The organism is Moorena sp. SIO3E8 (assembly GCF_010692445.1).
In the GTDB taxonomy this organism is placed as follows: Bacteria; Cyanobacteriota; Cyanobacteriia; order Cyanobacteriales; family Coleofasciculaceae; genus Moorena; species Moorena bouillonii.
The window spans coordinates 276,467-298,543 of sequence record NZ_JAAHHM010000003.1 but is presented as its reverse complement, the minus strand read 5'-3'; the positions used below and the strand labels follow the sequence as shown (position 1 = coordinate 298,543).

The 22,077-nt window shown below is 43.5% G+C and carries 22 protein-coding genes, 2 tRNA genes and 1 other annotated feature; of the genes, 10 read left to right on the top strand and 14 right to left on the bottom strand.

Going from position 1 to position 22,077, the window contains the following annotated elements; translation table 11 throughout:
- Window positions 1-334: 334 nt before the first annotated feature.
- Together F6K46_RS02900 and gltX are read left to right on the top strand one after the other, a co-directional pair.
- Window positions 335-408 (top strand) — tRNA-Asp (locus F6K46_RS02900).
- A 231-nt stretch (window positions 409-639) separates the two neighbouring features.
- Entirely contained in the window at window positions 640-2,088 is a 1,449-nt protein-coding gene (gltX, locus tag F6K46_RS02895; protein WP_293052179.1) for a glutamate--tRNA ligase, read from the top strand.
- 166 nt (window positions 2,089-2,254) lie between these two features.
- Here gltX and F6K46_RS02890 read toward each other — a convergent pair whose 3' ends face one another.
- The 3 genes from F6K46_RS02890 to F6K46_RS02880 all read right to left on the bottom strand — a co-directional run bounded on the left by F6K46_RS02890 (window position 2,255) and on the right by F6K46_RS02880 (window position 4,404).
- Entirely contained in the window at window positions 2,255-2,713 is a 459-nt protein-coding gene (locus F6K46_RS02890; RefSeq protein WP_293052176.1) for a DNA-binding protein, read from the bottom strand.
- On the bottom strand, window positions 2,710-3,126 hold the full coding sequence (locus F6K46_RS02885; protein WP_293052174.1) for a hypothetical protein: 417 nt from the start codon (window positions 3,124-3,126) through the stop codon (window positions 2,710-2,712). The genes F6K46_RS02890 and F6K46_RS02885 overlap by 4 nt, the downstream gene beginning before the upstream one ends.
- Before the next feature lie 462 nt (window positions 3,127-3,588).
- Window positions 3,589-4,404 carry an SDR family oxidoreductase gene (locus tag F6K46_RS02880; protein ID WP_293052172.1) on the bottom strand — a complete coding sequence of 272 codons (816 nt, stop codon included), beginning with the start codon at window positions 4,402-4,404 and terminating at the stop codon, window positions 3,589-3,591.
- 117 nt (window positions 4,405-4,521) lie between these two features.
- Here F6K46_RS02880 and F6K46_RS02875 point away from each other — a divergent pair, with 117 nt between their 5' ends.
- Window positions 4,522-4,644, top strand: a complete 123-nt coding sequence (locus F6K46_RS02875; RefSeq protein ID WP_269087005.1) for a hypothetical protein — start codon at window positions 4,522-4,524, stop codon at window positions 4,642-4,644.
- Between the two features lie 146 nt (window positions 4,645-4,790).
- Here the strand turns inward: F6K46_RS02875 and F6K46_RS02870 are convergent, their stop codons facing one another.
- Window positions 4,791-6,299 (bottom strand): FHA domain-containing protein, encoded by a 1,509-nt coding sequence (locus F6K46_RS02870; RefSeq protein ID WP_293052169.1) that lies wholly within the window; start codon window positions 6,297-6,299, stop codon window positions 4,791-4,793.
- A gap of 573 nt (window positions 6,300-6,872) precedes the next feature.
- On the opposite strand from F6K46_RS02870, the gene F6K46_RS02865 reads away from it, so the two are divergent.
- The 3 genes from F6K46_RS02865 to F6K46_RS02855 all read left to right on the top strand — a co-directional run bounded on the left by F6K46_RS02865 (window position 6,873) and on the right by F6K46_RS02855 (window position 10,674).
- Window positions 6,873-7,685, top strand: coding sequence for a hypothetical protein (locus F6K46_RS02865; RefSeq protein WP_293052167.1), 813 nt, complete (start codon window positions 6,873-6,875; stop codon window positions 7,683-7,685).
- A gap of 321 nt (window positions 7,686-8,006) precedes the next feature.
- Window positions 8,007-8,723: a hypothetical protein gene (locus tag F6K46_RS02860; protein ID WP_293052164.1), complete on the top strand. Its 717-nt coding sequence runs from the start codon at window positions 8,007-8,009 to the stop codon at window positions 8,721-8,723.
- Between the two features lie 391 nt (window positions 8,724-9,114).
- Window positions 9,115-10,674 (top strand): B12-binding domain-containing radical SAM protein, encoded by a 1,560-nt coding sequence (locus F6K46_RS02855; RefSeq protein WP_293052161.1) that lies wholly within the window; start codon window positions 9,115-9,117, stop codon window positions 10,672-10,674.
- A 204-nt stretch (window positions 10,675-10,878) separates the two neighbouring features.
- Here F6K46_RS02855 and F6K46_RS02850 read toward each other — a convergent pair whose 3' ends face one another.
- The 6 genes from F6K46_RS02850 to F6K46_RS02825 form a co-directional block, all read right to left on the bottom strand.
- Window positions 10,879-11,523, bottom strand: a complete 645-nt coding sequence (locus F6K46_RS02850) for a ThiF family adenylyltransferase (protein ID WP_293052159.1) — start codon at window positions 11,521-11,523, stop codon at window positions 10,879-10,881.
- 4 nt (window positions 11,524-11,527) lie between these two features.
- On the bottom strand, window positions 11,528-12,376 hold the full coding sequence (locus tag F6K46_RS02845; RefSeq protein ID WP_366510655.1) for a hypothetical protein: 849 nt from the start codon (window positions 12,374-12,376) through the stop codon (window positions 11,528-11,530).
- Between the two features lie 222 nt (window positions 12,377-12,598).
- Window positions 12,599-12,835: a hypothetical protein gene (locus F6K46_RS02840; RefSeq protein WP_293116741.1), complete on the bottom strand. Its 237-nt coding sequence runs from the start codon at window positions 12,833-12,835 to the stop codon at window positions 12,599-12,601.
- A 58-nt stretch (window positions 12,836-12,893) separates the two neighbouring features.
- Window positions 12,894-12,976: a sequence feature (23S ribosomal RNA rRNA prediction is too short), on the bottom strand.
- 134 nt (window positions 12,977-13,110) lie between these two features.
- Window positions 13,111-14,544 carry a vWA domain-containing protein gene (locus F6K46_RS02835; RefSeq protein WP_293052157.1) on the bottom strand — a complete coding sequence of 478 codons (1,434 nt, stop codon included), beginning with the start codon at window positions 14,542-14,544 and terminating at the stop codon, window positions 13,111-13,113.
- Window positions 14,545-15,283: 739 nt separating this feature from the next.
- A tRNA-Ile gene (locus tag F6K46_RS02830) sits at window positions 15,284-15,355 on the bottom strand.
- Window positions 15,356-15,842: 487 nt separating this feature from the next.
- On the bottom strand, window positions 15,843-16,043 hold the full coding sequence (locus F6K46_RS02825; RefSeq protein ID WP_070393156.1) for a hypothetical protein: 201 nt from the start codon (window positions 16,041-16,043) through the stop codon (window positions 15,843-15,845).
- A gap of 331 nt (window positions 16,044-16,374) precedes the next feature.
- Between F6K46_RS02825 and F6K46_RS02820 the strand changes: the two genes are divergently transcribed.
- On the top strand, window positions 16,375-17,199 hold the full coding sequence (locus F6K46_RS02820; RefSeq protein WP_293052154.1) for an SDR family oxidoreductase: 825 nt from the start codon (window positions 16,375-16,377) through the stop codon (window positions 17,197-17,199).
- Window positions 17,200-17,409: 210 nt separating this feature from the next.
- Here the strand turns inward: F6K46_RS02820 and F6K46_RS02815 are convergent, their stop codons facing one another.
- The 4 genes from F6K46_RS02815 to folE all read right to left on the bottom strand — a co-directional run bounded on the left by F6K46_RS02815 (window position 17,410) and on the right by folE (window position 20,473).
- The gene (locus F6K46_RS02815; RefSeq protein ID WP_293052151.1) at window positions 17,410-18,132 is read right to left on the bottom strand and encodes a metallophosphoesterase family protein; all 723 of its coding nucleotides are present in this window, start codon (window positions 18,130-18,132) and stop codon (window positions 17,410-17,412) included.
- 33 nt (window positions 18,133-18,165) lie between these two features.
- Window positions 18,166-18,981 carry a metallophosphoesterase family protein gene (locus tag F6K46_RS02810; RefSeq protein WP_293052148.1) on the bottom strand — a complete coding sequence of 272 codons (816 nt, stop codon included), beginning with the start codon at window positions 18,979-18,981 and terminating at the stop codon, window positions 18,166-18,168.
- Window positions 18,978-19,730, bottom strand: coding sequence for a GTP-binding protein (locus F6K46_RS02805; RefSeq protein WP_293052145.1), 753 nt, complete (start codon window positions 19,728-19,730; stop codon window positions 18,978-18,980). The genes F6K46_RS02810 and F6K46_RS02805 overlap by 4 nt, the downstream gene beginning before the upstream one ends.
- Before the next feature lie 86 nt (window positions 19,731-19,816).
- On the bottom strand, window positions 19,817-20,473 hold the full coding sequence (gene folE, locus F6K46_RS02800; protein ID WP_293052142.1) for a GTP cyclohydrolase I FolE: 657 nt from the start codon (window positions 20,471-20,473) through the stop codon (window positions 19,817-19,819).
- Between the two features lie 375 nt (window positions 20,474-20,848).
- Here folE and F6K46_RS02795 point away from each other — a divergent pair, with 375 nt between their 5' ends.
- Genes F6K46_RS02795 through F6K46_RS02785 form a run of 3 tightly spaced genes read left to right on the top strand, consistent with a single transcriptional unit; the run spans window position 20,849 to window position 21,684 of the window.
- Window positions 20,849-21,046, top strand: a complete 198-nt coding sequence (locus F6K46_RS02795) for a hypothetical protein (protein WP_293052139.1) — start codon at window positions 20,849-20,851, stop codon at window positions 21,044-21,046.
- Between the two features lie 15 nt (window positions 21,047-21,061).
- A complete protein-coding gene (locus tag F6K46_RS02790) occupies window positions 21,062-21,337 on the top strand; it encodes a hypothetical protein (protein WP_293052136.1) in 276 nt (91 codons plus the stop codon).
- A 23-nt stretch (window positions 21,338-21,360) separates the two neighbouring features.
- Window positions 21,361-21,684, top strand: coding sequence for a hypothetical protein (locus F6K46_RS02785; protein ID WP_293052133.1), 324 nt, complete (start codon window positions 21,361-21,363; stop codon window positions 21,682-21,684).
- Window positions 21,685-22,077 lie beyond the last annotated feature (393 nt).

Sequence of the window (22,077 nt, the reverse complement as noted above, 5' to 3'; positions counted from 1 at the left end):
CTAGACAGACGGGTGGAAGGTTTGACTCCAATTACTGCATGACCACCCCTCCCTCAGGCAACAATAAATTGCACCTTGACCGTATTATCCGGTTTTGTACCGATTAATGACGGTTTAAGAGTATCCCCACCCTATTGCGTTAGCACTGGGATAGGTTATACTGGTTCTAGCCATAAACTGAGCCTTCGGTCATTGGTCGAGGGTAAGCTCAAGGCAAATCGGCTGAGAGCTCAGAGCTCTAAAGTGACTGCTCAAAGTATTTTTCAGTTTTTTTCAAAAAAAGCCTTGACAAATACACCAGTCATACATAATAATAGTAAATGGCTCGGAGATTGGGACTGTAGTTCAATTGGTTAGAGCACCGCCCTGTCACGGCGGAAGTTGCGGGTTCGAGCCCCGTCAGTCCCGTAGAAGAAATATAGCGCTACGCGCAACGCAAAAGGCAAAAGGCAAAAGGCAAAAGGCAAAAGTGTACTATAACGGCTTTTGCTGCTTGTATCAATGTCAAACACCTTAATGCTTAGTGCTATATGGGATAATTTTGACTGCTCCTAAAGATGATAACCGCCGGACTAGTCGATTGTTGCAGGTACAATAGAGACGAAAAGACAATAGTAATTAGGTTCTTAGCAATCAGCTGTGACAGTTAGAGTCCGTATTGCCCCAAGTCCAACCGGAAATTTACACATTGGTACCGCTAGAACCGCTGTATTTAACTGGCTATTTGCCCGTCGCCACAGCGGTAAGTTTATTCTGCGCATTGAAGACACCGATCAAACGCGATCGCGAGAGGAATATACCCAAAACATCCTCGATGGTTTAAGTTGGCTGGGACTGGAGTGGGACGAAGGACCATTTTTCCAATCCCAACGTCTTGACCTTTATAGTGCTGCTATTCAACAACTCTTAGACCAGGGATTGGCTTATCGCTGCTACACTACAGCTGAGGAACTAGAACAACTGCGGGAAGCTCAAAAGGCTAGAAAAGAAGCCCCCCGCTATGACAATCGCCATCGCAATCTGACACCAGAACAACAAGCAGCATTTGAGGCGGAAGGGCGCAAGCCGGTGATCCGCTTTATGATTGATAATGACCGCGAGATTGTCTGGAATGATCTAGTCCGAGGTAAAGTCACCTGGAAAGGGAGTGACCTTGGGGGTGATATGGTCATTGCTAGGGCATCTCAAGAGAATGATATCGGTCAGCCTCTCTACAACCTAGCTGTGGTGGTGGATGACATTGATATGCAGATTACCCATGTCATTCGTGGTGAAGACCATATTGCTAATACTGCTAAACAGATTTTGCTCTATGAAGCCCTAGGGAGTGTAGTCCCAGAATTTTCCCATACACCTCTGATTCTTAACCATGAGGGACGGAAGCTATCCAAGCGCGATGGTGTAACCTCTATTTTTGACTTCAAAGCCATGGGCTTTACCCCTGAGGCGATGGTTAATTATATGACATTGCTGGGATGGTCTCCCCCTGACTCCACTCAGGAAATCTTTACTTTGGCTCAAGCGGCTCAAAAGTTCGGTTTTGAACGGGTGAACCCAGCTGGGGCAAAGTTTGACTGGGCTAAGCTGGATTGGATTAATAGTCAATATGTCCACCAGATGAGTGCATCTGAGTTAGTGGACTTGCTAATCCCCTACTGGGAAAGTGTTGGCTACAACTGTGATCCTGTGGAAAATCGCCCTTGGCTGGAACGGTTGACTGCTATGATTGGGCCAAGTTTGACTCGCTTGCCAGAAGCAGTAGATATGACTCGGATGTTCTTTACTGAGTCGGTTGAGTACACTGAGCAGGCAGTAGAGCAGCTCAAAAAAGCTGGTGCTAGTGAGGTGGTGCAAGCTATTCTTGAGCAACTCGGTAATTACCAACAGCTGAGTCCAGAGGAAGCTAAGCAGATTATTAACCAAGTCACAAAAGCGCAAAAGGTCAAGAAAGGATTGGTTATGCGATCGCTTCGTGCTGCACTAACTGGGGATGTCAATGGTCCTGATTTGATTGAATCCTGGGTACTACTTCATCAGCGAGGGTTTGACCAAACTCGCTTGAAGGAGTCATTGCTTCAGGTGGGATGATTGCAACCGATGGGTAACTGATGGGTTAGCGATGCTCGGATCGAGCCGCTACGCGAACGGTTACCCATTTCTGATCCTGTTTGGGTCAATTCTTTTAACCTGATCCTAGCGTGCCCAAGGGCGCATCAGCTGATAGCTGATACGCGACACGCTGATAGCTGATAGCTTACATTCTGAGAGTATCTAAAGGAACTAAAAACTCACCTTTTTGGAGCTTAATATTCAGGGCATCAAGGACAAACAAAAAATCTATAAGGCTCGCTGTTTGGTAGTCTTTATCTTCATATTCTATAATTTTTTCCTCGGTTAAACCAGCGATATCCGCCAGTTGTTTTTGGCTTAGATTAGCAGCTATACGAGCTTTGATAATAAGTTGTGGTAAATTGTTAATATCATCAAGCTTCAGAACAATTGGAGTACGAACGTCATGGTTGATGAGGGTTTCGTATTCAGCAACTTCGGCTTTTAAAGCATTAAGATGACTTTGTAATGAATCGCGCTTAATCTTCCACCAACAATCATTTTTTTTGATATCTTCATCTTGAGCGTCATAAACAGATAAGTCAGATTCAAATTGACGAACTAATTCTTGGCTGTAGTCATACTGTCTTTGATTTTTAATCATGCTTCCCACCTCAATAAATCTATAGCAATAATTCCTTTGGCGTTTTTATTCCTATCCTTTTGAAAGAATTCTAGGGAGTTCATCTCGTAAATGCCCACTGGCTGCTCTGAAGGAAAAATCTCACCTTTATAGATAGCTTTTTGTGCATCGCGGTCGATAGGATTGAGTAATCTGGGTGCATGAGTAAGGAGATAATTTACATCCACTGGTCTGGGCTTACTTGTGACAAAACTGCCATTGATATAAATGGTTCTACATCCCGCTGCCTTTAATTGCTCCATTGCTTTTTTGAGTCCTTCTATTTGGCGTAACCGCGTTACGTTAGTACCAAAACGCTCTTGAAATTCTAGCCATGTAGTCCAATGTATGCCAGGTGGTAGGTTTCCTTTTTCATCAAAACCGGGTATTGTCATTTTAACGCAAAGCCAAGATTCGACATCTTTTAATCAGAGATGATAGAATAATTTTTCGACTGGCGGAGAATAGTTGCTAACTCTTCAATCCTTTGGCTTTGGAACAAGGTTGCTATGGGGAGATTGTTCCCTAACTGCTGCTGAATTTGATTAATAAGCGCGAACTGCTAAAAGGGGAGAGGGAGTAGCTCACAGGGGAACTGGTCTGGTTTTCCCGCAGATGAGCAATATACCTTATACTGGCTGAAAGCACTGCACTCTAAACAGTTGTATGGACTCTGCTTTGTTTTTTTATAGCTGAAGAGACTTTGGTTACCTCTGGGGCGTTGCTTATCCAAGGAATGGTTTTATTTTCATTATACCATTTATTGAAGCAGCAACGCCCCCTGCTCCCTGCTCCATAAAACCGGGAACAGGGAACGGTAAAATGTACTAATGATTCCGATAAATGCTCTATTTGAACTAGATGCCAAATTGCTCTTTAATACCTTGGATAAAGGTCTTATCATCCAATTCTTTTCGATTAGCTACCATCATCCTGGCATCTTCGCCAGCAGTATATCGCAATTTATCAGTGCCATCTGTCGCTGCTTCATAAATAACGTTAGCGACAACCATAGGCTCAGAAGCCTGCTCACCGAAAGATTCCATAGTTTTGAACAGCTTACCAATTAATTCTTGATACTCAGTTAGGCTTTCATCGTTGCTCATATCAAGGGAGCGACCAGCAAAATCAGTGTTAATCACTCCTGGTTCAATAATTTTAACTTTGCAGCCAATTGCTTCCAGTTCAAAACTCAGACCTTCGGAAATCCCCTCAACAGCAAATTTAGTTCCGTTATATAATGAAAATAATGGAAATGTCATTTTGCCACCAATCGATGAAATATTAATCAAAATACCATCTTTATTTTTCCTGAAATGGGGAAGAATTGCTTTGGTTACATCCAATAGACCGATGACATTAACATCAAATTGTCTTGTTATCTTTTCCCTGGGGGTTGCTTCTAAAGTACCAAAAGCACCATAACCAGCATTATTTACCAAAACATCTATTTTGCCGAATTTTTCAATGCCTAACTCAACGGCTTTTGTAATTGAATCTTGGTCTAAAACATCTAGTCTTGTCACCAACACATTATCAAGGGTGGTTAGTTCTGTTTCCTTTTCTGGAGTTCTCATGGTCGCAACCACGTTCCAACCCTTTTCCTGGAACAATTTTGCAGTTGCTTTTCCAATACCGCTGCTTGCTCCTGTAATTAAAATTGTCTTACTCATTTTGGCTTCAAACTAATTTTTGTTATTTGACTACGACAATTCACGCTTGAATGTCGATTCACTTTGATTCTATACTAAGGAAGCAATGAATTTCACTAGCAAGTTACGCAAAACTAGATGCAAAGTGCGCCAATAAAGAATTCACCTTATGTAACAAAAAGGGAAAAGATGACTGTTGTAAAAAAACAGATAATGTATAAGGTACTCCCGACTCCCGACTCCCGACTCCCGACTCCCTAAAACCTAGAACGAAAGTACCTCACAGCAATTGAGAACTGCTATAAGCTGATGCGCATTTAAATTGGTTTTTCCCTGTTCCCTGTTCCCTGTTCCCTGTTCCCTTTGAGCAATTTAGGTATCCCAATCTAAATGCTGAACAGCTTAGCTCACGCGCTAACTACCACTTGTCCGACAGGATGAGCCACACAAGTCAAAATCATGCCTTCGTTCCGTTCATCCTCTTCGAGAGCATCAGGTTCCTCGTCATACTCGACTTTCCCTTTTAGAAGCTTTTGCTTACAAGCACCACAGGCTCCCATGCGGCAACCGCTCGGTAATGCCACCCCTTCTTGTTCCGCCACATCTAGGATCACATCCTCTGCATCACAGGTGACTTCTTTCCCAGACTTAGCAAAGACTACAGTTGGTTCTGAACAGGTTGATGGTGATTTCACTAAGTGCAGTTTAGGACGACCTTCCGCTGTGACTGGTGTAGGAGTTGCTGCTGCTGTTGCTGTCTTTTTTGACAACTTTTTGCCACCAAAACTCTCTTGATAGTAGTTCTCCATCGGGAAGTCTAGACCGGCTAGTATGGCTTTCACCCCTGCCATAAAGGGATTCGGACCACAGACATAAATAATGCGATCGCGAAAATCAGGAGCCATCTGTTGCACCATGGCTTGATTAAGTCTTCCGGTATAACCCCACCAAGCTTGGTCAAGTTCTGGACGAGTGGTGGTAATAGCTGGCTTAAAGTTGGGGTGCAAAGCCGCCATCAACTCTAATTTCTGACGGAAGATGATATCTTTTGGGCTACGAGCGCTGTGGACAAAAACCACATCCACATCAGCCCCAATGTCACAAAGCCACTCAGACATGGACATCATCGGAGTAATCCCGCTACCGGCTGAGATGAACAGCAGTTTATTAGCAGAATGGTCAGCACAGGTAAATTTCCCCATTGGGCCATTTAATCTCACCTCGGACCCAACTTTGATGTTGTCGTGCAACCAGTTAGACACCAAACCCGCTGGAACATCAGGAGTATCGGCTGGTGCTGGAACTCGCTTGACAGTAATTTCCAAAGTATAAGGACGTGAGGGGGCCGAAGAGATGGAGTAGGAACGCTTCACTGGCTTGCCATCAATCTCCAAATCCAGAGTGACAAACTGACCTGGCTTGTAGCTGAACAACATTGGCGGATCCGCCACAAAGCGAAAGGTCTTGACATCATGGGTTTGATCAATGATCTGCACACAGCGGACAGTAATCTCACCCTTAGTCCACCGCTTCATCCCAGTGCTATTGCCATCTACCACTAGGTTTTGTTGCTGCTTATAATCATACTGCTGTAGTGTTTTGACCAGCAGCACAAAGTCACCGATGCGGATAATATCCTCTTCCCTCAGGAGCCAGTTCTGGTTAACATCCATCTCCTCATTATTGATCCGAGAGCCATCGGTGCTACCAAGGTCAGCAAAGTAATACTGTCCCCCTTGGCATAGGATTCTGGCATGTACACGACTCACTACAGGACTATCCAGAACTAGGTCACAACTCGGGTGACGACCAATCAGATACTCACCTTGAATCCCAATTTCCGGTTTCAGGGTTTTTTCCTGTAACTCGTTGGTTTGAGAGTTGATAACTATAGTTTTCAGCATGTTTCGTGTCACTCCAGATTACCGCAATCATCGGTCAATTGTGTCAATTACTCAGGACTTACCCATAAACTCTGCCGCTAGGGTGCGTTGATAACACACCATACTATATAAGTGCATTTGCGTTTGTTACCCAATTTGGCATAAGTCCTGGTAATGAACTATCAGAGGATGATGTATGCTAACTTGACACTTGAATTAACACTTTATTCCAGCATCATACTTAGTACCTTGACCTCTCCCAAAAGTTCAGTGTTGGACACATAGCTATATACTTCTCAGGCTTTTGGTAATTTTTTATGCAACAGCATTTTATGACAGCTCCATGCTTATAGCAGAAGTCAGAAGTCAGAAGTCAGAAGTCAGAAGTCAGAAGTCAGAAGTCAAACTCTTGCGCTTACTTAGGTTTGAGACTTTTGTCATCTCCTAACTACCCTAGCGACTGCTATACCTTAGAATCGCTACCAAGATTATTTCAACCCTGAAACTTTTGATATCATCCAACGTCTCTACTAGCCAGTGAGAAGTCAGGGTCTTTGATAATCTTGGCTGTTCATACTATTGATGTGTTCAGGAAGATTGATCTCCATGAAATATCCGATGCGAGTGTTATTATCACTCTTAACCCTATGTACTATTGGCTTAGGAACCGATAACGTATCTGCTCAATCGAATCAATGTATGAAGATTCGTGCTGTGCGTCGCTTGGCGATTAGCGAAAATTTAGATAGCGATAATCTGGCTACCCTAGAATATAAGTACTGTGGACAGAGTAACCGACGTTCATCAAGTATTCAGTCACCACGAAATTCCTCTCAAGATTGCTTCGACCTGACCGCCATGGCAAAACTAGCCAGCATGACAGAAGAGGGAAGAAGCTTTTTGGGTACGATTGAAAGTTTAAAGCAAGTTATCTGCAACGGTCCTAGGCAAGGTCAGAGATCTTCGTTAGAGTGGCCAAATGGGGCAACAGCCAAATCAGGGTCAAAATGGAAGTATCCCAACGGAACGACTGCCAAATTGGGATCAAAATGGAAGTATACTAACGGAACGACTGCTAAATTCGGGTCACAATTGAAGTATCCCAACGGAAAGACTGCCAAATTCGGGTCATCAGGTTCGTGGAAGTATCCTAACGGTCAGACTGCCCAATTGGGGTCACGTTGGTATACCCCTAAGGGTAGGACTACTTCAGTGGATAGTTTACTGAGCCAGGGTTGTAGTATAGTTGGCACCACAGAATGCGATCGCATTCTCACACACATTAACCCCTCTGAGCGGAACCGCTATGACCGGAACAGCTATGACTCGAACCGCTCTGAAATTACCAGCAGAGACTATTTTTTACGGGATTTGTCAATCATGCAAATTCTTGACAGGCTTACTAGAGTAGCTGATTAAGCCTCAAGGAGTAACAAGCAGGCTTTTAAACTAGTAAGGGTTTCAGTGCCTAGCTTGGCACTGGGTGTAGGATTTAGTGAATAATTGGAGCCCTAATTAAAACCCTATACTAAATTTATTGAGAACTGCTATAAGTCCCTAAACATAACTTTTGATAGCTAATAGCTGACAGCTCAATCCTTAGGATTGAATCGCGACTAAAATTATTTCAATGGTGAAACTTTTGATATCATCCAACGTCTCTACTAGCCAGTGAGAAGTCAGGGTCTTTGATAATCTTGGCTGTTCAGACTATTGATGTGTTCAGGAAGATTCATCTCCATGAAATATCAGATTCGAGTGTTATTATCACTCTTAACCTTATGTACTATTGGCTTAGGAACTAATAACGTATCTGCTGAATCTAATCAATGTAGGGAGATTCGTGCTGTGCGTCGCTTGGCGATTCGCGAAAACTTAGATAGGGATAATCTAGCTACCCTAGAATATAAGTACTGTGGAAATAGTAACTTACCTTCATCAAGTATTGAGTCACTACAAACTTCTTCTCAAGATTGCTTCGACCTAACTGTAATGGCAGAACTAGCCAGCATGACAGAAGAGGCAAAAAGCTTTGTGGGTATGATTAAAGGTTTACGGGCAGTTACCTGCAAACGTCCTAGGCAAGGTCAGAGCTCTTTTTTAAACTGGCCAAATGGGGAAACAGCGAAATTGGGGTCATCTTGGAATTATCCCAACGGTCAGACTGCCAAATTGGGGTCATCTTGGAATTATCCCAACGGTCAGACTGCCAAATTGGGGTCAAGTTGGTATACTCCTAAGGGTAGATTTACTTCAGTGGATGATTTACTGAGCCAGGGTTGTAGTATAGTTAGCACCACAGAATGCGATCGCATCCTCACATACATCAACCGCTTTGATCAGAACCCCTCTGACGGGAAAAACTCTGAGCAGAACCGCAGGAGCAATTTATTGCGGAATTTGGGAATCGTAAAACTTTCTTGGCTGAGTTACCAGGAGACTAACCAGAGTCAGTAATTAAGCCTCAGGGGGTAACAAGCAGCCTTTTTAGCTCGTAAGGGTGTGGAGCCAGAGCTTGGCACTGGGTTTGGGGTGTAGTGAATAATTGGAGCCGTCATTAAAACCCTAGGTCAGCGGTCAGCAGTCAGCAGTCAGTAGTCAGTGGTCAACTATCATGGTCATTTTATTCAAAAGCACCTCAAGTAGCGTGGCACAGGCTTTGGCCTTGGCCTTTAGGCCACGCTACGCGAATGGCCACGCTGTGCGAACGACGCTGTGACCTAACCCATAAGCTGATAGCTGATGGCTGTTCGCGTAGCGTGCGCGTAGCGCATAAGCTGATAGCTTACTTAATTAAGATGTAAGATCGCTATAGGCTCTATGGCCACGTGTGTGAGGATTTCTCTAAATGCGAGTTTTATTACTGTATCCGCTATTTCCGAAAACCTTTTGGTCTTATGACAAAATCCTTGAATTAGTTAATCGCAAAGTTTTATTGCCACCCTTAGGTCTAATTACTGTTGCTGCATTATTACCTCAAGACTGGGAATTTAAACTTGTTGACCGCAATATCCGAGACGTAACCGAAGCAGAATTTGAATGGGCAGATCTGGTGATAATCTCAGCGATGATTGTCCAAAAAACCGATGCCCTAAACCAAATTAAGGAAGCCAAACGACGTGGTAAATTAGTGGCATTTGGGGGACCTTATCCTACCTCTTTACCCGAAGAAGCAAAGAAGGCAGGGGTGGATTTTCTAATCCTAGATGAAGGAGAAATCACCCTACCGATGTTTGTAGAGGCTTTAAAGCGGGGAGAAACTAGTGGAACCTTTCGCACTACAGAAAAACCCGATGTCACTCAAACCCCGATTCCCCGCTATGATTTGTTAGAGCTTGATGCCTATGATTCAATGTCAGTACAGTTTTCGCGGGGATGTCCTTTTCAGTGCGAGTTCTGTGACATCATTGTTCTCTATGGCCGCAAATCTAGAACAAAGGAACCAGCCCAGCTTCTCAAGGAATTGGATTATCTCTATGAATTAGGCTGGCGGCGTGGTATCTTTATGGTGGATGACAACTTTATTGGGAATAAGCGTAATGTTAAGCTACTTCTGAAAGAGCTAAAAGTATGGCAAAAAGACCATCACTATCCCTTCCGATTTAATACGGAAGCATCGGTAGACCTAGCTGCGGATTCAGAATTGATGGACTTGATGGTGGAGTCTAACTTTGATGCTGTCTTTTTAGGGATTGAAACACCAGACGAAGAAAGCCTTAAACTAACCAAAAAATACCAAAACACTCGCAGCTCTCTAACGGATGATGTAGATAAAATAATCCGTGCGGGATTACGACCAATGGCAGGGTTTATTATTGGTTTTGATGGAGAGAAACAAGGAGCAGGTTCCCGTATTATTAGTTTTGTTGAACAGGCTGCTATCCCTACAGCCATGTTTGGCATGTTACAGGCGTTACCCAATACTGCTCTATGGAATCGCTTAGAAAAAGAAGGGCGTTTGCGAGATAACACAAAAAAAGATATCAATCAAACCACCCTAATGAACTTTGTTCCTACTCGTCCCATTGAGGAGATTGCTCAAGAATACATCGAAGCATTCTGGACGCTATACGAACCTGAGCGCTATATAGACCGTGCCTATAAATGTTTTTTAAAGCTTGGCCCCCCTAAATGCAAAGCCCCATTCAAAATGCCGGATTTGGTAGATTTGAAAGCTCTGGGGACTGTAGTTTGGCGGCAAGGGTTTAAGCGCAGTACTCGCTGGAAATTCTGGCATCATTTATTTGGTATTTTCAGGCATAATCCAGGTGTGTGGGAACATTACCTTACTCTATGCGCTCACAACGAACACTTTCTTGAATATCGTCAAATTGTCCGGGATGAAATTGAAAGACAGTTAGTTGATACTAATCCTAAGTTGATGGATAAAGAATTAATAGAGATATAGCAATTCTCAGCAACATTTTATGGATATTACTTATCCTTTTAAGGCAAGAGGCAATAGGCAAAAGGCAAGAGGCAAGAGGCAATAGGCAATAGCAAAGAGGGTTTTAAGCGATGCAGTGCTAAAACCCTCTCCCTCTACTCCCTCTACTCCCTCTACTCCCTACTCCCTACTCCCTACTCCCTAGAATGAAAGTCCATCACCCAATTAAGAACTGCGATCTATGGCCTTGATAGTTAAATCTCTCAAGGTGAAGGTGAAATCTAGTTTTTTGGTTGTGCTAATAAATTCAATGATGACTTCAGTAGCAACTGCTGTAGTCATCAGCACTAAATTCCGAGCTAATGGATAATCACAAACATCATCATTAACTGGGGAAGGAACTCGATAATTTTCATTCCAAATTATCTCACTGTAGTCTTCTGCTAACCCAACATGAAGACAAGGGATTTGGGAATTATCACAGTAATCTTTTACGGCTTGACGAGCGACACTGTTATCAAAGGTGTCAATGACTAAAGTAGAATTATTCAGTAATTGTTTGGTATTAGCTGTAGTTAATTCCTTAACCTTAGCCTCCAATTTTACCCCAACCGCTTGGTAGAGGGAATGGGCCAGGATTTTGGCTTTATGGGCACCAATATCAGAGCGGTAGTAGGGTTGGGTAGAAAGATTGCGTTCTTCAATGCGATCGCAATCAATCACCTTTAGCTTTCCAAAGCCTGAACGAGCCAAATTTTCAGTAATATTTGCTCCAAGTGCTCCTGCACCACACACGGTCACGGGGTAGTCACGTAACTGGGCCATGACTTCGGAGGTACGGTAGAGTTGTTCGTGGAAAAAAATTGACATAATCCTAATCCCGATATCGTCCCTCAATCACCCCAACCAAGGACTGTAAATCAAAATCGCGATCGCGTCCACTTAGACAAATCCCGGAACTGATTACAGTCAGATCCTGTTTAGATATCGCTGATGTGTGGTGTTCACCGTCAGCAGTGCTCCAGCGCACTTGCCAGAATTCTCCCCGGTCATGGAACTGTTGCAGTGCTCCCCCACCCATTTCCAAAGCTTGCTCCAGCCTTCTGTGATCCCGTTGATGCAGAGCTTTAGCTTTAAAATCTTTACTCTGTTGTGTTACCAAGTCATAAACTATTCTCATTTCTGGTGTCAGCCCCTTTACATCCAGTTCTTCAGGTGGTGTTACTTGCTTTAACTGCTCTCTAAGTTGTTCTGCTAGTAACGGATCTCCCTTACGGTCAAGCTGCTGAAACCACCAAGCCTTACCATCCCCACGAGCTACCACTTGTTCAAAAGCTACCCCGCCCTCGACCAGATGCACAGGAATAGGTTTAACCGTGCCAAAACGCTGACGAGCATCGGATTCATTCACCGGATACCCTAGCCAAGTCTTTCCTGACAATTGATAAGCTAGTCGTAAACGCAACGGTTGGAGCAGTTGCCAATAGTCCTCAAGTTGAAACAAATCGGGCTCTTCCACCACAGTTGCTACTTTGTTGCTGACTGGCTGAAAAATACCCCATCCTTCAAAGTTACGAGGTTTAGGGGAAAAGGTATAAATCATTCCAGCTACACGAGTTCTTACCCGTCCCCCACGTACACAGGGAGCGAGGAATTGATTGTCACTCAGTTGCGCTTCCTTTGCAGCAATTTGATTGATGAGGTCGAGGATATTTGCCATCATTCAACTCCAAGGGGACTACCGTTATACCCGCGCATGAAGCGCGGGAGGGGAATTGGAGACTGGATCTGTTGCGCTTTTTGATAATCTATGCTAGGATTAAGGAATATTAATGCGCCTTTTAGGTGCCGGTTTGCGCGCAAGCTGAAAAGCCCCTGCTAGAAGCGTAGACCAAAATACAAGTAAGCTCAATGATTTGATCGGAGAGTCTAGAGGCTGTTTGGTTCAGCCGTTAAGAGTTTTTACTCTTAAGAATCCCAGCTCCTTTGGAGCCGCTACGCGAACGCTATAATCGCTTGATTTAGCGATGGGAGTATCAAGATCCTGCTCGATTGTGAAAATATTGTCTTGATGCAGTCGCTCATGGGGGAAACCCCCTTTGGCGGCGCTGCCTCCCCAAGACCGCGCTGCCTCCCCAAGACCGTAATGGTGCGTTTTCCGTAGGCGAATTAAATTCGCCACGGGTCGCACCTCTGCATCGCAATGTGCAAGTCGCCAGAGCGAAAGCGTTCGTCACTTAAAAGGAACTCCGCCGGTGAGTTACTACACACTCTTTAAATGATGGCTACTTCTAAGCCAACATTCCGGGTTCTTTGCGCCTTCCTCGCTTCACGCCCGCTACGTTAGAGTAACGGTAATTTTCCTCTCGTACTAATGTATGTAAGCTCTGGCTGTTAGGGCACACAAGTCGTTAAAATTTATTCAAATAATCACGACTACTTATCATTTAATCACGACTACTTATCATTTCGCACCGGTAGCGGTGTCTCCAGAATCTCCATCAATAAGTCTAGCCGTGACGGACGAGTCATCAGTGGAACCAGGTTTGGTAGAGAATAGTAATCTCCAGCAAAGGTAAAGGTTTCTACTGGCACCTCTTGCTGCTTCAGTGTAGTTTCCACCCAGTCGTAGGAGTAACCAACTCGGACAATAATCACATTGGGCATCAATCCCAATTCACGAGAGTAGGTCTTGTAAACCTTACCAAAGTAAGGTGCTGTGTTTTCACCTTCATCGGTAACCAAGATAATCTGGTCAACCGCCTGCTTTCGAGAGCGCATTACTTCTAAACCACAACCAATGCTAGTTCCACCCCCTGCTTTGATGTGCCTGAAGGCACGTTCCCAGTCACTCAACTCTTTTCCTTGAGCCTTAACTGGGTAAGGCATGGTATCGAAGGCATAGACAAACAGCTCAGCTTCAGTAATACCAGAGATTAGGGCTGCCAGCCGCTTACCAACTTCAATGGCTTTGTCCATTGAACCGGACTTGTCCACTAGTAGACCAGTGGGCTTGGTAATGGTACCTTTGCGCTTTACTTGCTCATTGGTAACTTGTTTTAACTTAGCAAGAGTTTGAGTATCTAACTGAGCAGCTTCAGCAGCAACTTGTGCCTTGAACGCAGAAACGCGATCGCTTGTCTGTGCCTGTTCTAGCTTTGCCTCAATCAACTCCTTGACCTGTGGGTGTTCCATCGCACCCCGCCCTTGGAGGGATTTGAGATTATTAATTACCTCTTGGGGTGTCATAGAATTGATTAGGGCTACCAACACCGTAGGAGTGACAGAGCGCACAGCACCAATGGCGATGGTATAGGGAATCTTATGTTCAACAATCAATTGCGCCTGTTCAGCAGCAGTTTCAGTTTTCGCTAACTGCTTGAGTATCCAAGCTAAAGAACCTTCTGGAGGATTGTCTTTAAATAAGACTGCATCTGCTCTAGCGCTAGGCTTAATATGTAAACTAGCATAGAGATGCTTCATCGCCTTTCGACCCCGCAATGCTGCTCGGTCAAACAATGCTGGAGTCTTTTCCCGTGTTTTAAGGTAGCGCCGCACTGCTGTCCGAGCCGAACGAGGCACCTTATTGCGCTGCTGCTTCATAAAATCCACTACTCGTGCCACCTGGTAGGGTGGGAATTTTTGCAGCATCACAAAGCCAGCATCTCGGTGTTCAGTCAAATTGCTAGTCAACAAATGACCTAAAAACACTTCTTTGTGGTCGCGGACATCCCCATGATTTTCGTACCAAACGGCTAAGTGACCATAAAAAATTGGGTCAAGTTCTACCATCAGTTGGTGCAATTCTGTTACTTGCTCCAGCTTACGATGGGGTGTAGTCAATAAACTATTGAGTAATTCTAAACGCAGGTCACGCTCTTCAGTTTTCATAGGATTTACCTCCTATGGTCCTATGTAATTTATTGATAAATTTATAAGTTATTTGGTTGTTTGGTTATTTGGTTATTGGGTTGTTTAGTTAAAGGTTGAAGGTTGAATAATTAATAAAAATTTACCTAAAATACATCAACTAAGCCACGATTTATTAGCAGTGTTTTGAATTACCTTTCGCGCAAGTTCAGAAAGCCGTTGTTTCACACACGGGATTTGAACCCGTATATACTTGAACAGAATCAAGTGCCTTACCATTTGGCGAGTATGTACTAAAGCTTTCCGGGTCAGGGCGCGAAGGTGATTCAATTTTTCCCTTACACGTTTAATTTGAAAGTTATTTATTTATGCCAGTAAAACCACTCTAATTGCACTAGAATTGGGGTGCCCGCGCAAGTCAGTAAAGCTTTTAATAAAATGATGCTCTATCCATTTGAGCTACAGCGGCAAATAGCGCCGCTGATAGGATTCGAACCTATAACCTTCCGATTAGCAGATCGGTAGTATGTAAGCTTCAGCGGTTAGGGCGCGGGGGGGAATTTAGAACAATTACTCTTGTGCAAGTTAACAAAAGATTGATAGGAACTTATAACAGTTCTTTAACCAGTACTTTTATCACTCTGTACCATGATTTGGAAATTATTTCTAGAAGGTTGAATCAATGTCTTGATGCAGTCGCTCATGGGGGGAACCCCCAAGACCGCGCTGCATCGCTTCGCGCAAGTTCAGAAAGCCGTTGTTTCACACACGGGATTTGAACCCGCATATTCTCGATGATAAGTCAAGTGCCTTTCCATTTGGCGAGTATGAAAGCTTTCCGGGTCAGGGCGCGAAGGTGACTCAGTTAATTTTTTAAATGCTTTGGTTATGCCAGTAAAACCACTCTAATTTCACTAGAATTGGGGTGCCCGCGCAAGTCAGTAAAGCTTTTAATAAAATGATGCTCTATCCATTTGAGCTACAGCGGCAAATAGCGCCGCTGATAGGATTCGAACCTATAACCTTCCGATTAGTAGATCGGTAGTATGTAAGCTTCAGCAGTTAGGGCGCGGGGGGAAATTTGGAACAATTGCTCCTGTGCAAGTTAACAAAAGCTTTTTAGCAACTTACGACCGTCCTCACCAAGCATGGCTTAGCAGTGGACACGCACGCCAAATCTCTGTAAGACAATGGCTTAGTGCTCGCGCTCCTCGGTTACCCGAGTTTGCTACCTTAGGATCGTTATCTGTGTGTAGGCTTCTTGAGATCAGGGCACAGGACAAAAGGTTTAACCTTTTAACACCTTTTAACCATAAACCTTAACCATAAACCGCTTCAGGTCTGATAATCAGATTGCGGTTGGTACTGCGGTCGATGACATAAGAGGTAAAGCGCTCTGGGGCTACATCAAAGTACTTCGCGAGTTGCTGTTTAACAGCAATATCGTTCATACTTTTGGCTATACCCAGCTGACCTTCAGCAATGTCGTAGGAACGACCTTCAAACCGAACATGAATCATTGGGCATCCCTCCTTGTAGCGCGATGTTTTCTCTTTAACCTTACTTCTATACTACATGTATATTACAAATGTGTCAAGTCCTTGGCACAAAATTTTTTAGGACTTCTGCAAAACTGGGATATTTGACATCTTTAACCCTTTAAAGCGGGGAGATTCATTAGACCTTATACTAACGAAGGTAACTTGGGGCTGATATCGTTAGATTGTTCGCGACCCGATTGAAGCTCAACTAGGCGAGTGTTTATCTTAGGATTTAAAATTATACAGTAAAATTTTATTATTTAATACAATCCAGCTCAAAATATTGAAATTAACTTTAAGCAAGCAGTAGATGAGCAACTTTAAGGATCAAGTGGCACTAATCACAGGAGCTTCTTCTGGGATTGGAGCAGCTCTTGCTCATGAATTAGCCCGTGAAGGAGCCAATGTGGTACTCCTAGCTCGGCGAGCAGAACGATTAGAAGCCATAGCATCACAAATTGATCCTAATGGTCAACGTGTACTTGCTATCCCCTGTGATGTCACGAAGGATAGTGAGCTTGATCAAGCGGCAAGCTTTGCCCGTAGTAAGTTCGGCAAAATTGATATCGTTGTTGCTAATGCTGGCTGGTCTTTGAAGGGTAATGTGGAAAACCTCAGGGTGAATGACTATCGACGTCTGTGGGAAACCAATGTTTTTGGGGTACTGAGTACCATCTACGCCACCTTAGATGACCTCAAGAAAACTCAAGGAAGACTGGTCATTATTAGTAGCGTAAAAAGTTACGTTGCCTTGAGTGGCGATTCTCCCTATAGTATGAGCAAATTTGCTATGAGGGCTTTGTGTGAGTCGTTGTCTCAGGAGTTGGCTCCCCATGGGGTGTCGGTCACACACATTTGTCCAGGGTACGTTGCTACTGAAATTCGTCAACTAGACAATCAGGGAATTTGGCATTCAGACTGGCAAGATCCTATTTCCCCCAGGCTTATTATTTCTGCTGAGGAAACTGCCAAACAAATTGTTAAAGCTATTTCCCGACGACAACGGGAACAGGTAATCACAAACTATGGCAAGCTGATTGTCCTGATCAAACGTCACATGCCTTGGTTGCTCTCATGGCTGATTTCAAAATTCAAAATCAAGGTAGCTGCTAAGCCGTCACCAATTAAGCACTAATATTTTTTACTATAGCAATTATCAGCGACGTTTGGGCGTTGCTGAATTAAGGAATGAATACGCGATTATCTGATTTTATTACAGCCCCCTAAATCCCTCGCTTGGGGGGCTAGGGGGGCGAAAGCATACCCAAAATCAGCAACGCCTTTTCCAGAAAGTTGTCTCCGACTACCTGTTTTTGCACTTAGCCATACCTTTAGCAACCTGAAACTAATTACCAGATCCCTTTTTATGGCCATAAAAAACTGTTTTAAACTCTAAAAAATCGCTATTTGGACTATAAAGCGTATAAGTAGCCTTTCCTGGTTCTTTGCCTACATTTCCTACACCAACAACTCTTCTTTTGGGTGCAGTAATAGTTTGCACAGCTTGCTGGCGATCTAAAGTCATCACCGAACTATTTACTGAACCTCCTTGTAGTTGATATTCAAATACTTGACCCGAACGACCACAAAAGAGATAATTTGCCTGGACTCTTTGCAAGCGGTCTAACATTTTCCAGGGTGCGGTTTCGGGGGTTAACTCATCGCTGACGCTAACAGTGCTACCGTGAATTAACAAACAATCTAATTCAAAGAAGCCAAAATGACAGTTGCGTAACCACTGTACGGTTTCGCGAGATACCGAATCCCAAAGAAGTTTAGCAGTTTCTTTACCAAAGCGCTCGATTAATTCTGTCGGTTCTGGTGTCGAACCCAAACCGTGTAAAGTAAAGCATTGTTCTTCCCACCAGCCTACGCATACTTGGGGTTCTAATTCTCTAGGTAAAGGATTCTGAATTCGTTTAATTACTTGTTCGCTATCTTGGTTAGCTGCTACGATATCGCCCAGAATATACAATGCTTCCACCTTAACGCGCTGGCGTTTGATATCTGCCAACACTGCTTCGTAAGCTGCGATATTTCCTTCAATTCCGCTTAAAATTGCCCACATTGATTTTCAATTTAAATATTTAAGTAATTTAATTTACCTCTCACACACATGAGTCGGATCGTCGGCTTTTTCGGCAAATTCCAAACCTCTAGCCAAACGCCAAGCGAAAATCGGTGGTAAACCAGCATCTAAGATGGCAGCGCAGGTTGTTTGATAGTCATACTCGACTTCCCGCAAGTTTACTGCTTGTGTTTCCGTGTCATAGATAACATAGGTAGCATTGGGACGACCATGACGGGGTTCGCCTACCGAACCGACATTGATAATTCGCTTCAGGGGAGTATTAAAACTTATGGTTGGTTGTTCGTTTCTACTGGGTTGACGAACTTTAACCTGTAATTGTCCAGAATCTAGGGTGCGGACATAGGGAAAGTGGGTATGTCCGCAAAATAATATATCTGCATCGCTGGAGAGAACTCTTTCTAAAGCAGTGAAAGCATCCATTTCGGGTAACAAATATTCGTGGTTGCTATTAGGACTACCATGTACGAAACAGAGATTATCTTCTTTGTAGGTATGGGGTAGTTGGGCTAAATATTCCCTAACTTCGGGATTGACGTGCTTATTTGTCCATTCGTGGGCGATTTTACCTCTTTTTTCCGCCAACAGGGAAGGATAACTACATTCACAAGCATTTAGTCCTTCTACAATATCTTCATCCCAACAACCCTGTACAGTGGGAATATCTAAAGAACGAATTTGTTCCACCACTGCATTAGGATAGGGACCATAACCCACTAAATCCCCCAGACAATAAATCTTTTCTGCTTTTTGTTGGTCAATATCCAGTAAAACTGCATCTAAAGCTGCATAATTACCATGGATACAAGATATCACTGCTATTTTCATACCACTTCTACCTCTGGTTCAATTTCTAAAGACTCTTTTACTTGTTGTTGGTAATAATTAATTGCCGATTCGGGAAGACAGCAATCTTGGACAGTTTGAACAATTTCAGCTTTATCTAAATTACTACCTACTATTTCAAAACCACTAAAACGATCTGGTTTACCATTTAACCAACGGGGTAATTTTAAAGGTGTAAATGCTAATTCGGATTCCCCTAGTATGAAGTCACCATAATAAATTTGTCCATCCATTAGGTCGAAAAGTCCTTTTACCCGAGCTACCTCACCGTAAGCACCTTGAGTAAGTTCCAGCCAAAAAGTAGCTAAACTATCAAAATCTAAAATTTCCCCCGTCAAAACCCCCCGATGAATCTGCAAAGCTGTGGTTGGCTTAGTGATGTTATTTCCTGGAATAACTTCATCCGCCCAAGTATTTAACTCTGTACTATCTGTATCGCCGGGGATTATGGCTACTCGATGGGGGTTAAAAGTTTGCAGTAAAGGTTCAATTCCGGCTAAATCCAAATACCAGGGAATCTCTAGATAAGTAATGGTTTTGTCTAATTCCGCTTCTTCCCCTGTCTGATAAAGTTTTAGTTGAGGGTATTCACTTTGGAGATATATTGCATCAATGGGTACGGAATCGGTTTTAGGACTGAAATAACCTACAGGTTTATTGGTTTCGGCTATTTGTTGACCAATCCAGTGGGTTTTACCGGCACCGGTCGGACTGGCGACAGCAATAATCATAAGGAGTTTTTTTTGATGACGATAATCATTGTATCAAAAAAAGAGATGAGCTTTATACCCATCTCTCATGCTGCCAAGCGAATTAATTAATGCATTGAATGGTTGTAGTGAATTAAACTCATAAACTCCTGACGGGTTTTTGGATCATTTGCAAATACACCTCTAACCGCACTAGTGGCAGTCCAAGAACCAGGTTTTTGGACTCCTCGCATTACCATACACATATGGCTTGCTTCCACTACTACCGCCACCCCTTTTGGTTTTAATAATCCTTGAAGGGCATCGGCAATTTGGGCAGTTAATCTTTCCTGTACTTGCAAACGTCGTCCGTACATTTCACAAATACGAGCAATTTTTGACAGTCCGATTACCTTACCGTCGGGAATATAAGCGACGTGAGCGTGACCGAGAATAGGTAAGATATGGTGTTCGCAGGAGCTAAATAGGTCAATGTCCCGAACTAAGACCATTTCATTGGTATTTTCGTGAAATACTGCCCCGTTGAGGAGTTCGTCTAAAGATTGATGATAGCCAGAAGTCAGAAATTTCAAGGCTTTGACCACTCTTTTAGGAGTATCTTTCAAGCCTTCGCGGTCTGGGTCTTCTCCCAATCCTAACAGTAAAGTCCGTACCGCTTGGCGCATCTCTTCTTCAGAAACGAGAGGTTGTTGGGTGGTATTTAGTTTTGGTAATTTGCGATCAATTTTATCAATCTGGTTGGGTTCGGACTTACCTAAGGTCATGTATTTGAATTAGATGAAATTAAACAGTAACAGAAGTAGCCAAGCAGTTATAGGACTTACGCAAATCCCTCAATTTACACTACCTGTAGTGTGAACAAGGTGTGGCCTAGCCTACCCATGGAGTCTGTGCGTAAGTCCTGAGTTATTTAACTTTTGGCGAAGTTTATCGGTATCTATAATGATAACCGATAAAGACTAGCTGATTAACAGGAGGAGTAGACCAAAGTTCGGACTTGATCTCGCTGCCCTGTCCGCAGAGTTGGAAAATGTGACGTAATGGTACTGGTTCCGTCGAATGTGAAGGAGAAAAGCCTTGCAGGTCATGAAATAGGGGCATGCTGGAGTTAATAGAAGCCTTTCCTCAATGGTGGTTGTATGATCGAACTATTTTCCTACCCATGTTCTGGATGTGGGAGTGAGGATGTGTCCCCTCACCACCGCTATAGTACTCAAAACCATGGTTTCCGTACGATTTATCATTGCCGAGAGTGTGACATCTATTTCAGCGAGACCATAGCAGCCGCCACTGGCGGGTCTGACCACTCCCCTGAGTCGGTAATCCGTGATTCTTAAAGCCAGAAGGGTATTATGGGTCTTAATGATACATATAAAAAAATAATTGTATCAAAAAAGAGTGTAATTAATTTTCAAAGACGTTTAGCGGGTCTCAAACCTACCCTGATGCTTTATGCCCTGCTCCATCAGTTTATTCATCAGGAGATAGAAGGAGATGAGCTGTTGACGATTGTAGATAAAAACCTACCTGCTTCAGAATCACCACGGATGGACAATGGTCTTGATGGAGCGAGGCAGTCGATTTCTATGGGAATTGCACTGTGGACCGAAAGACCAACAGTTATTTGAGCAGGGGTTAAAAGTCTTGAGCGTTGGTGATTTACCAAACCGGAAGCCTCAATCTCAAAACCTATGGAGAACGACGATATGGCAACCTGCTGTTTGAGATCTGCCATGAGGTGATCCGCACGGGGCGACCGGGACGTCCACCAAAGGGGTTGCAAAAAGGGATCCGAGTGCGACTTAAAAATAAGGGTGCGAACAAAGGTGCAGGTCGTAAACGAAAAAAATATCAAGCTCCTGTGCCTGAGCATCCTGAAACTGAGCATGAGGTCACCGACAGTGATATTCATGCCAATCATGGCTCAGCTTTCAATGCTTCTGGGGGACGTCGTAACGAGCGCCTTTCGGCGTAAAACCAACACCTATGCGTTAATCTCGCAAAAACCTTCAAAGAACCCTTGATGTCTACTGGTTAGTACACAACTGTGTAGGAGTTCATTTTACCACAAAGATTGTGCCTGCGGTGAAGTTAGACATTTTGGAGGTTGGCATATCTTGGTCGCAGTTATTCACAATTCGATATGCTCTGTAAACAACTAATGTCAAAACTTTTCGCTTCTCACTCGGCGGAACCAGTGCCGACTTTCGGCAATCTTTACATTTTTTGTCCTGTACTTAGATTGCCCAAGTCCGGGGTTGGAAACCAGGAAGTCAAGATTATCAGTTTTTGTATTTCTCCTGGATCAGCTTTGGAGAATGGTTACAAGATTTAGTTGATTTAAATGGGAATGGTCAGATTGAACTCA

Excerpts from the sequence above, each read along its gene's own strand:
- F6K46_RS02850 (WP_293052159.1), bottom strand. The coding sequence starts at position 11,523 with ATGTCAATTTTTTTCCACGAACAACTCTACCGTACCTCCGAAGTCATG.
- F6K46_RS02810 (WP_293052148.1), bottom strand. The coding sequence starts at position 18,981 with ATGAAAATAGCAGTGATATCTTGTATCCATGGTAATTATGCAGCTTTA.
- F6K46_RS02845 (WP_366510655.1), bottom strand. The coding sequence starts at position 12,376 with ATGATGGCAAATATCCTCGACCTCATCAATCAAATTGCTGCAAAGGAA.
- F6K46_RS02885 (WP_293052174.1), bottom strand. The coding sequence starts at position 3,126 with ATGACAATACCCGGTTTTGATGAAAAAGGAAACCTACCACCTGGCATA.
- F6K46_RS02855 (WP_293052161.1), top strand. The coding sequence starts at position 9,115 with ATGCGAGTTTTATTACTGTATCCGCTATTTCCGAAAACCTTTTGGTCT.
- F6K46_RS02820 (WP_293052154.1), top strand. The coding sequence starts at position 16,375 with ATGAGCAACTTTAAGGATCAAGTGGCACTAATCACAGGAGCTTCTTCT.
- F6K46_RS02805 (WP_293052145.1), bottom strand. The coding sequence starts at position 19,730 with ATGATTATTGCTGTCGCCAGTCCGACCGGTGCCGGTAAAACCCACTGG.
- F6K46_RS02880 (WP_293052172.1), bottom strand. The coding sequence starts at position 4,404 with ATGAGTAAGACAATTTTAATTACAGGAGCAAGCAGCGGTATTGGAAAA.
- folE (WP_293052142.1), bottom strand. The coding sequence starts at position 20,473 with ATGACCTTAGGTAAGTCCGAACCCAACCAGATTGATAAAATTGATCGC.
- F6K46_RS02795 (WP_293052139.1), top strand. The coding sequence starts at position 20,849 with ATGATCGAACTATTTTCCTACCCATGTTCTGGATGTGGGAGTGAGGAT.
- F6K46_RS02815 (WP_293052151.1), bottom strand. The coding sequence starts at position 18,132 with ATGTGGGCAATTTTAAGCGGAATTGAAGGAAATATCGCAGCTTACGAA.
- F6K46_RS02890 (WP_293052176.1), bottom strand. The coding sequence starts at position 2,713 with ATGATTAAAAATCAAAGACAGTATGACTACAGCCAAGAATTAGTTCGT.
- F6K46_RS02825 (WP_070393156.1), bottom strand. The coding sequence starts at position 16,043 with ATGATTCATGTTCGGTTTGAAGGTCGTTCCTACGACATTGCTGAAGGT.
- F6K46_RS02790 (WP_293052136.1), top strand. The coding sequence starts at position 21,062 with ATGGGTCTTAATGATACATATAAAAAAATAATTGTATCAAAAAAGAGT.
- F6K46_RS02860 (WP_293052164.1), top strand. The coding sequence starts at position 8,007 with ATGAAATATCAGATTCGAGTGTTATTATCACTCTTAACCTTATGTACT.
- F6K46_RS02865 (WP_293052167.1), top strand. The coding sequence starts at position 6,873 with ATGAAATATCCGATGCGAGTGTTATTATCACTCTTAACCCTATGTACT.
- F6K46_RS02835 (WP_293052157.1), bottom strand. The coding sequence starts at position 14,544 with ATGAAAACTGAAGAGCGTGACCTGCGTTTAGAATTACTCAATAGTTTA.
- F6K46_RS02875 (WP_269087005.1), top strand. The coding sequence starts at position 4,522 with ATGCAAAGTGCGCCAATAAAGAATTCACCTTATGTAACAAAAAGGGAA.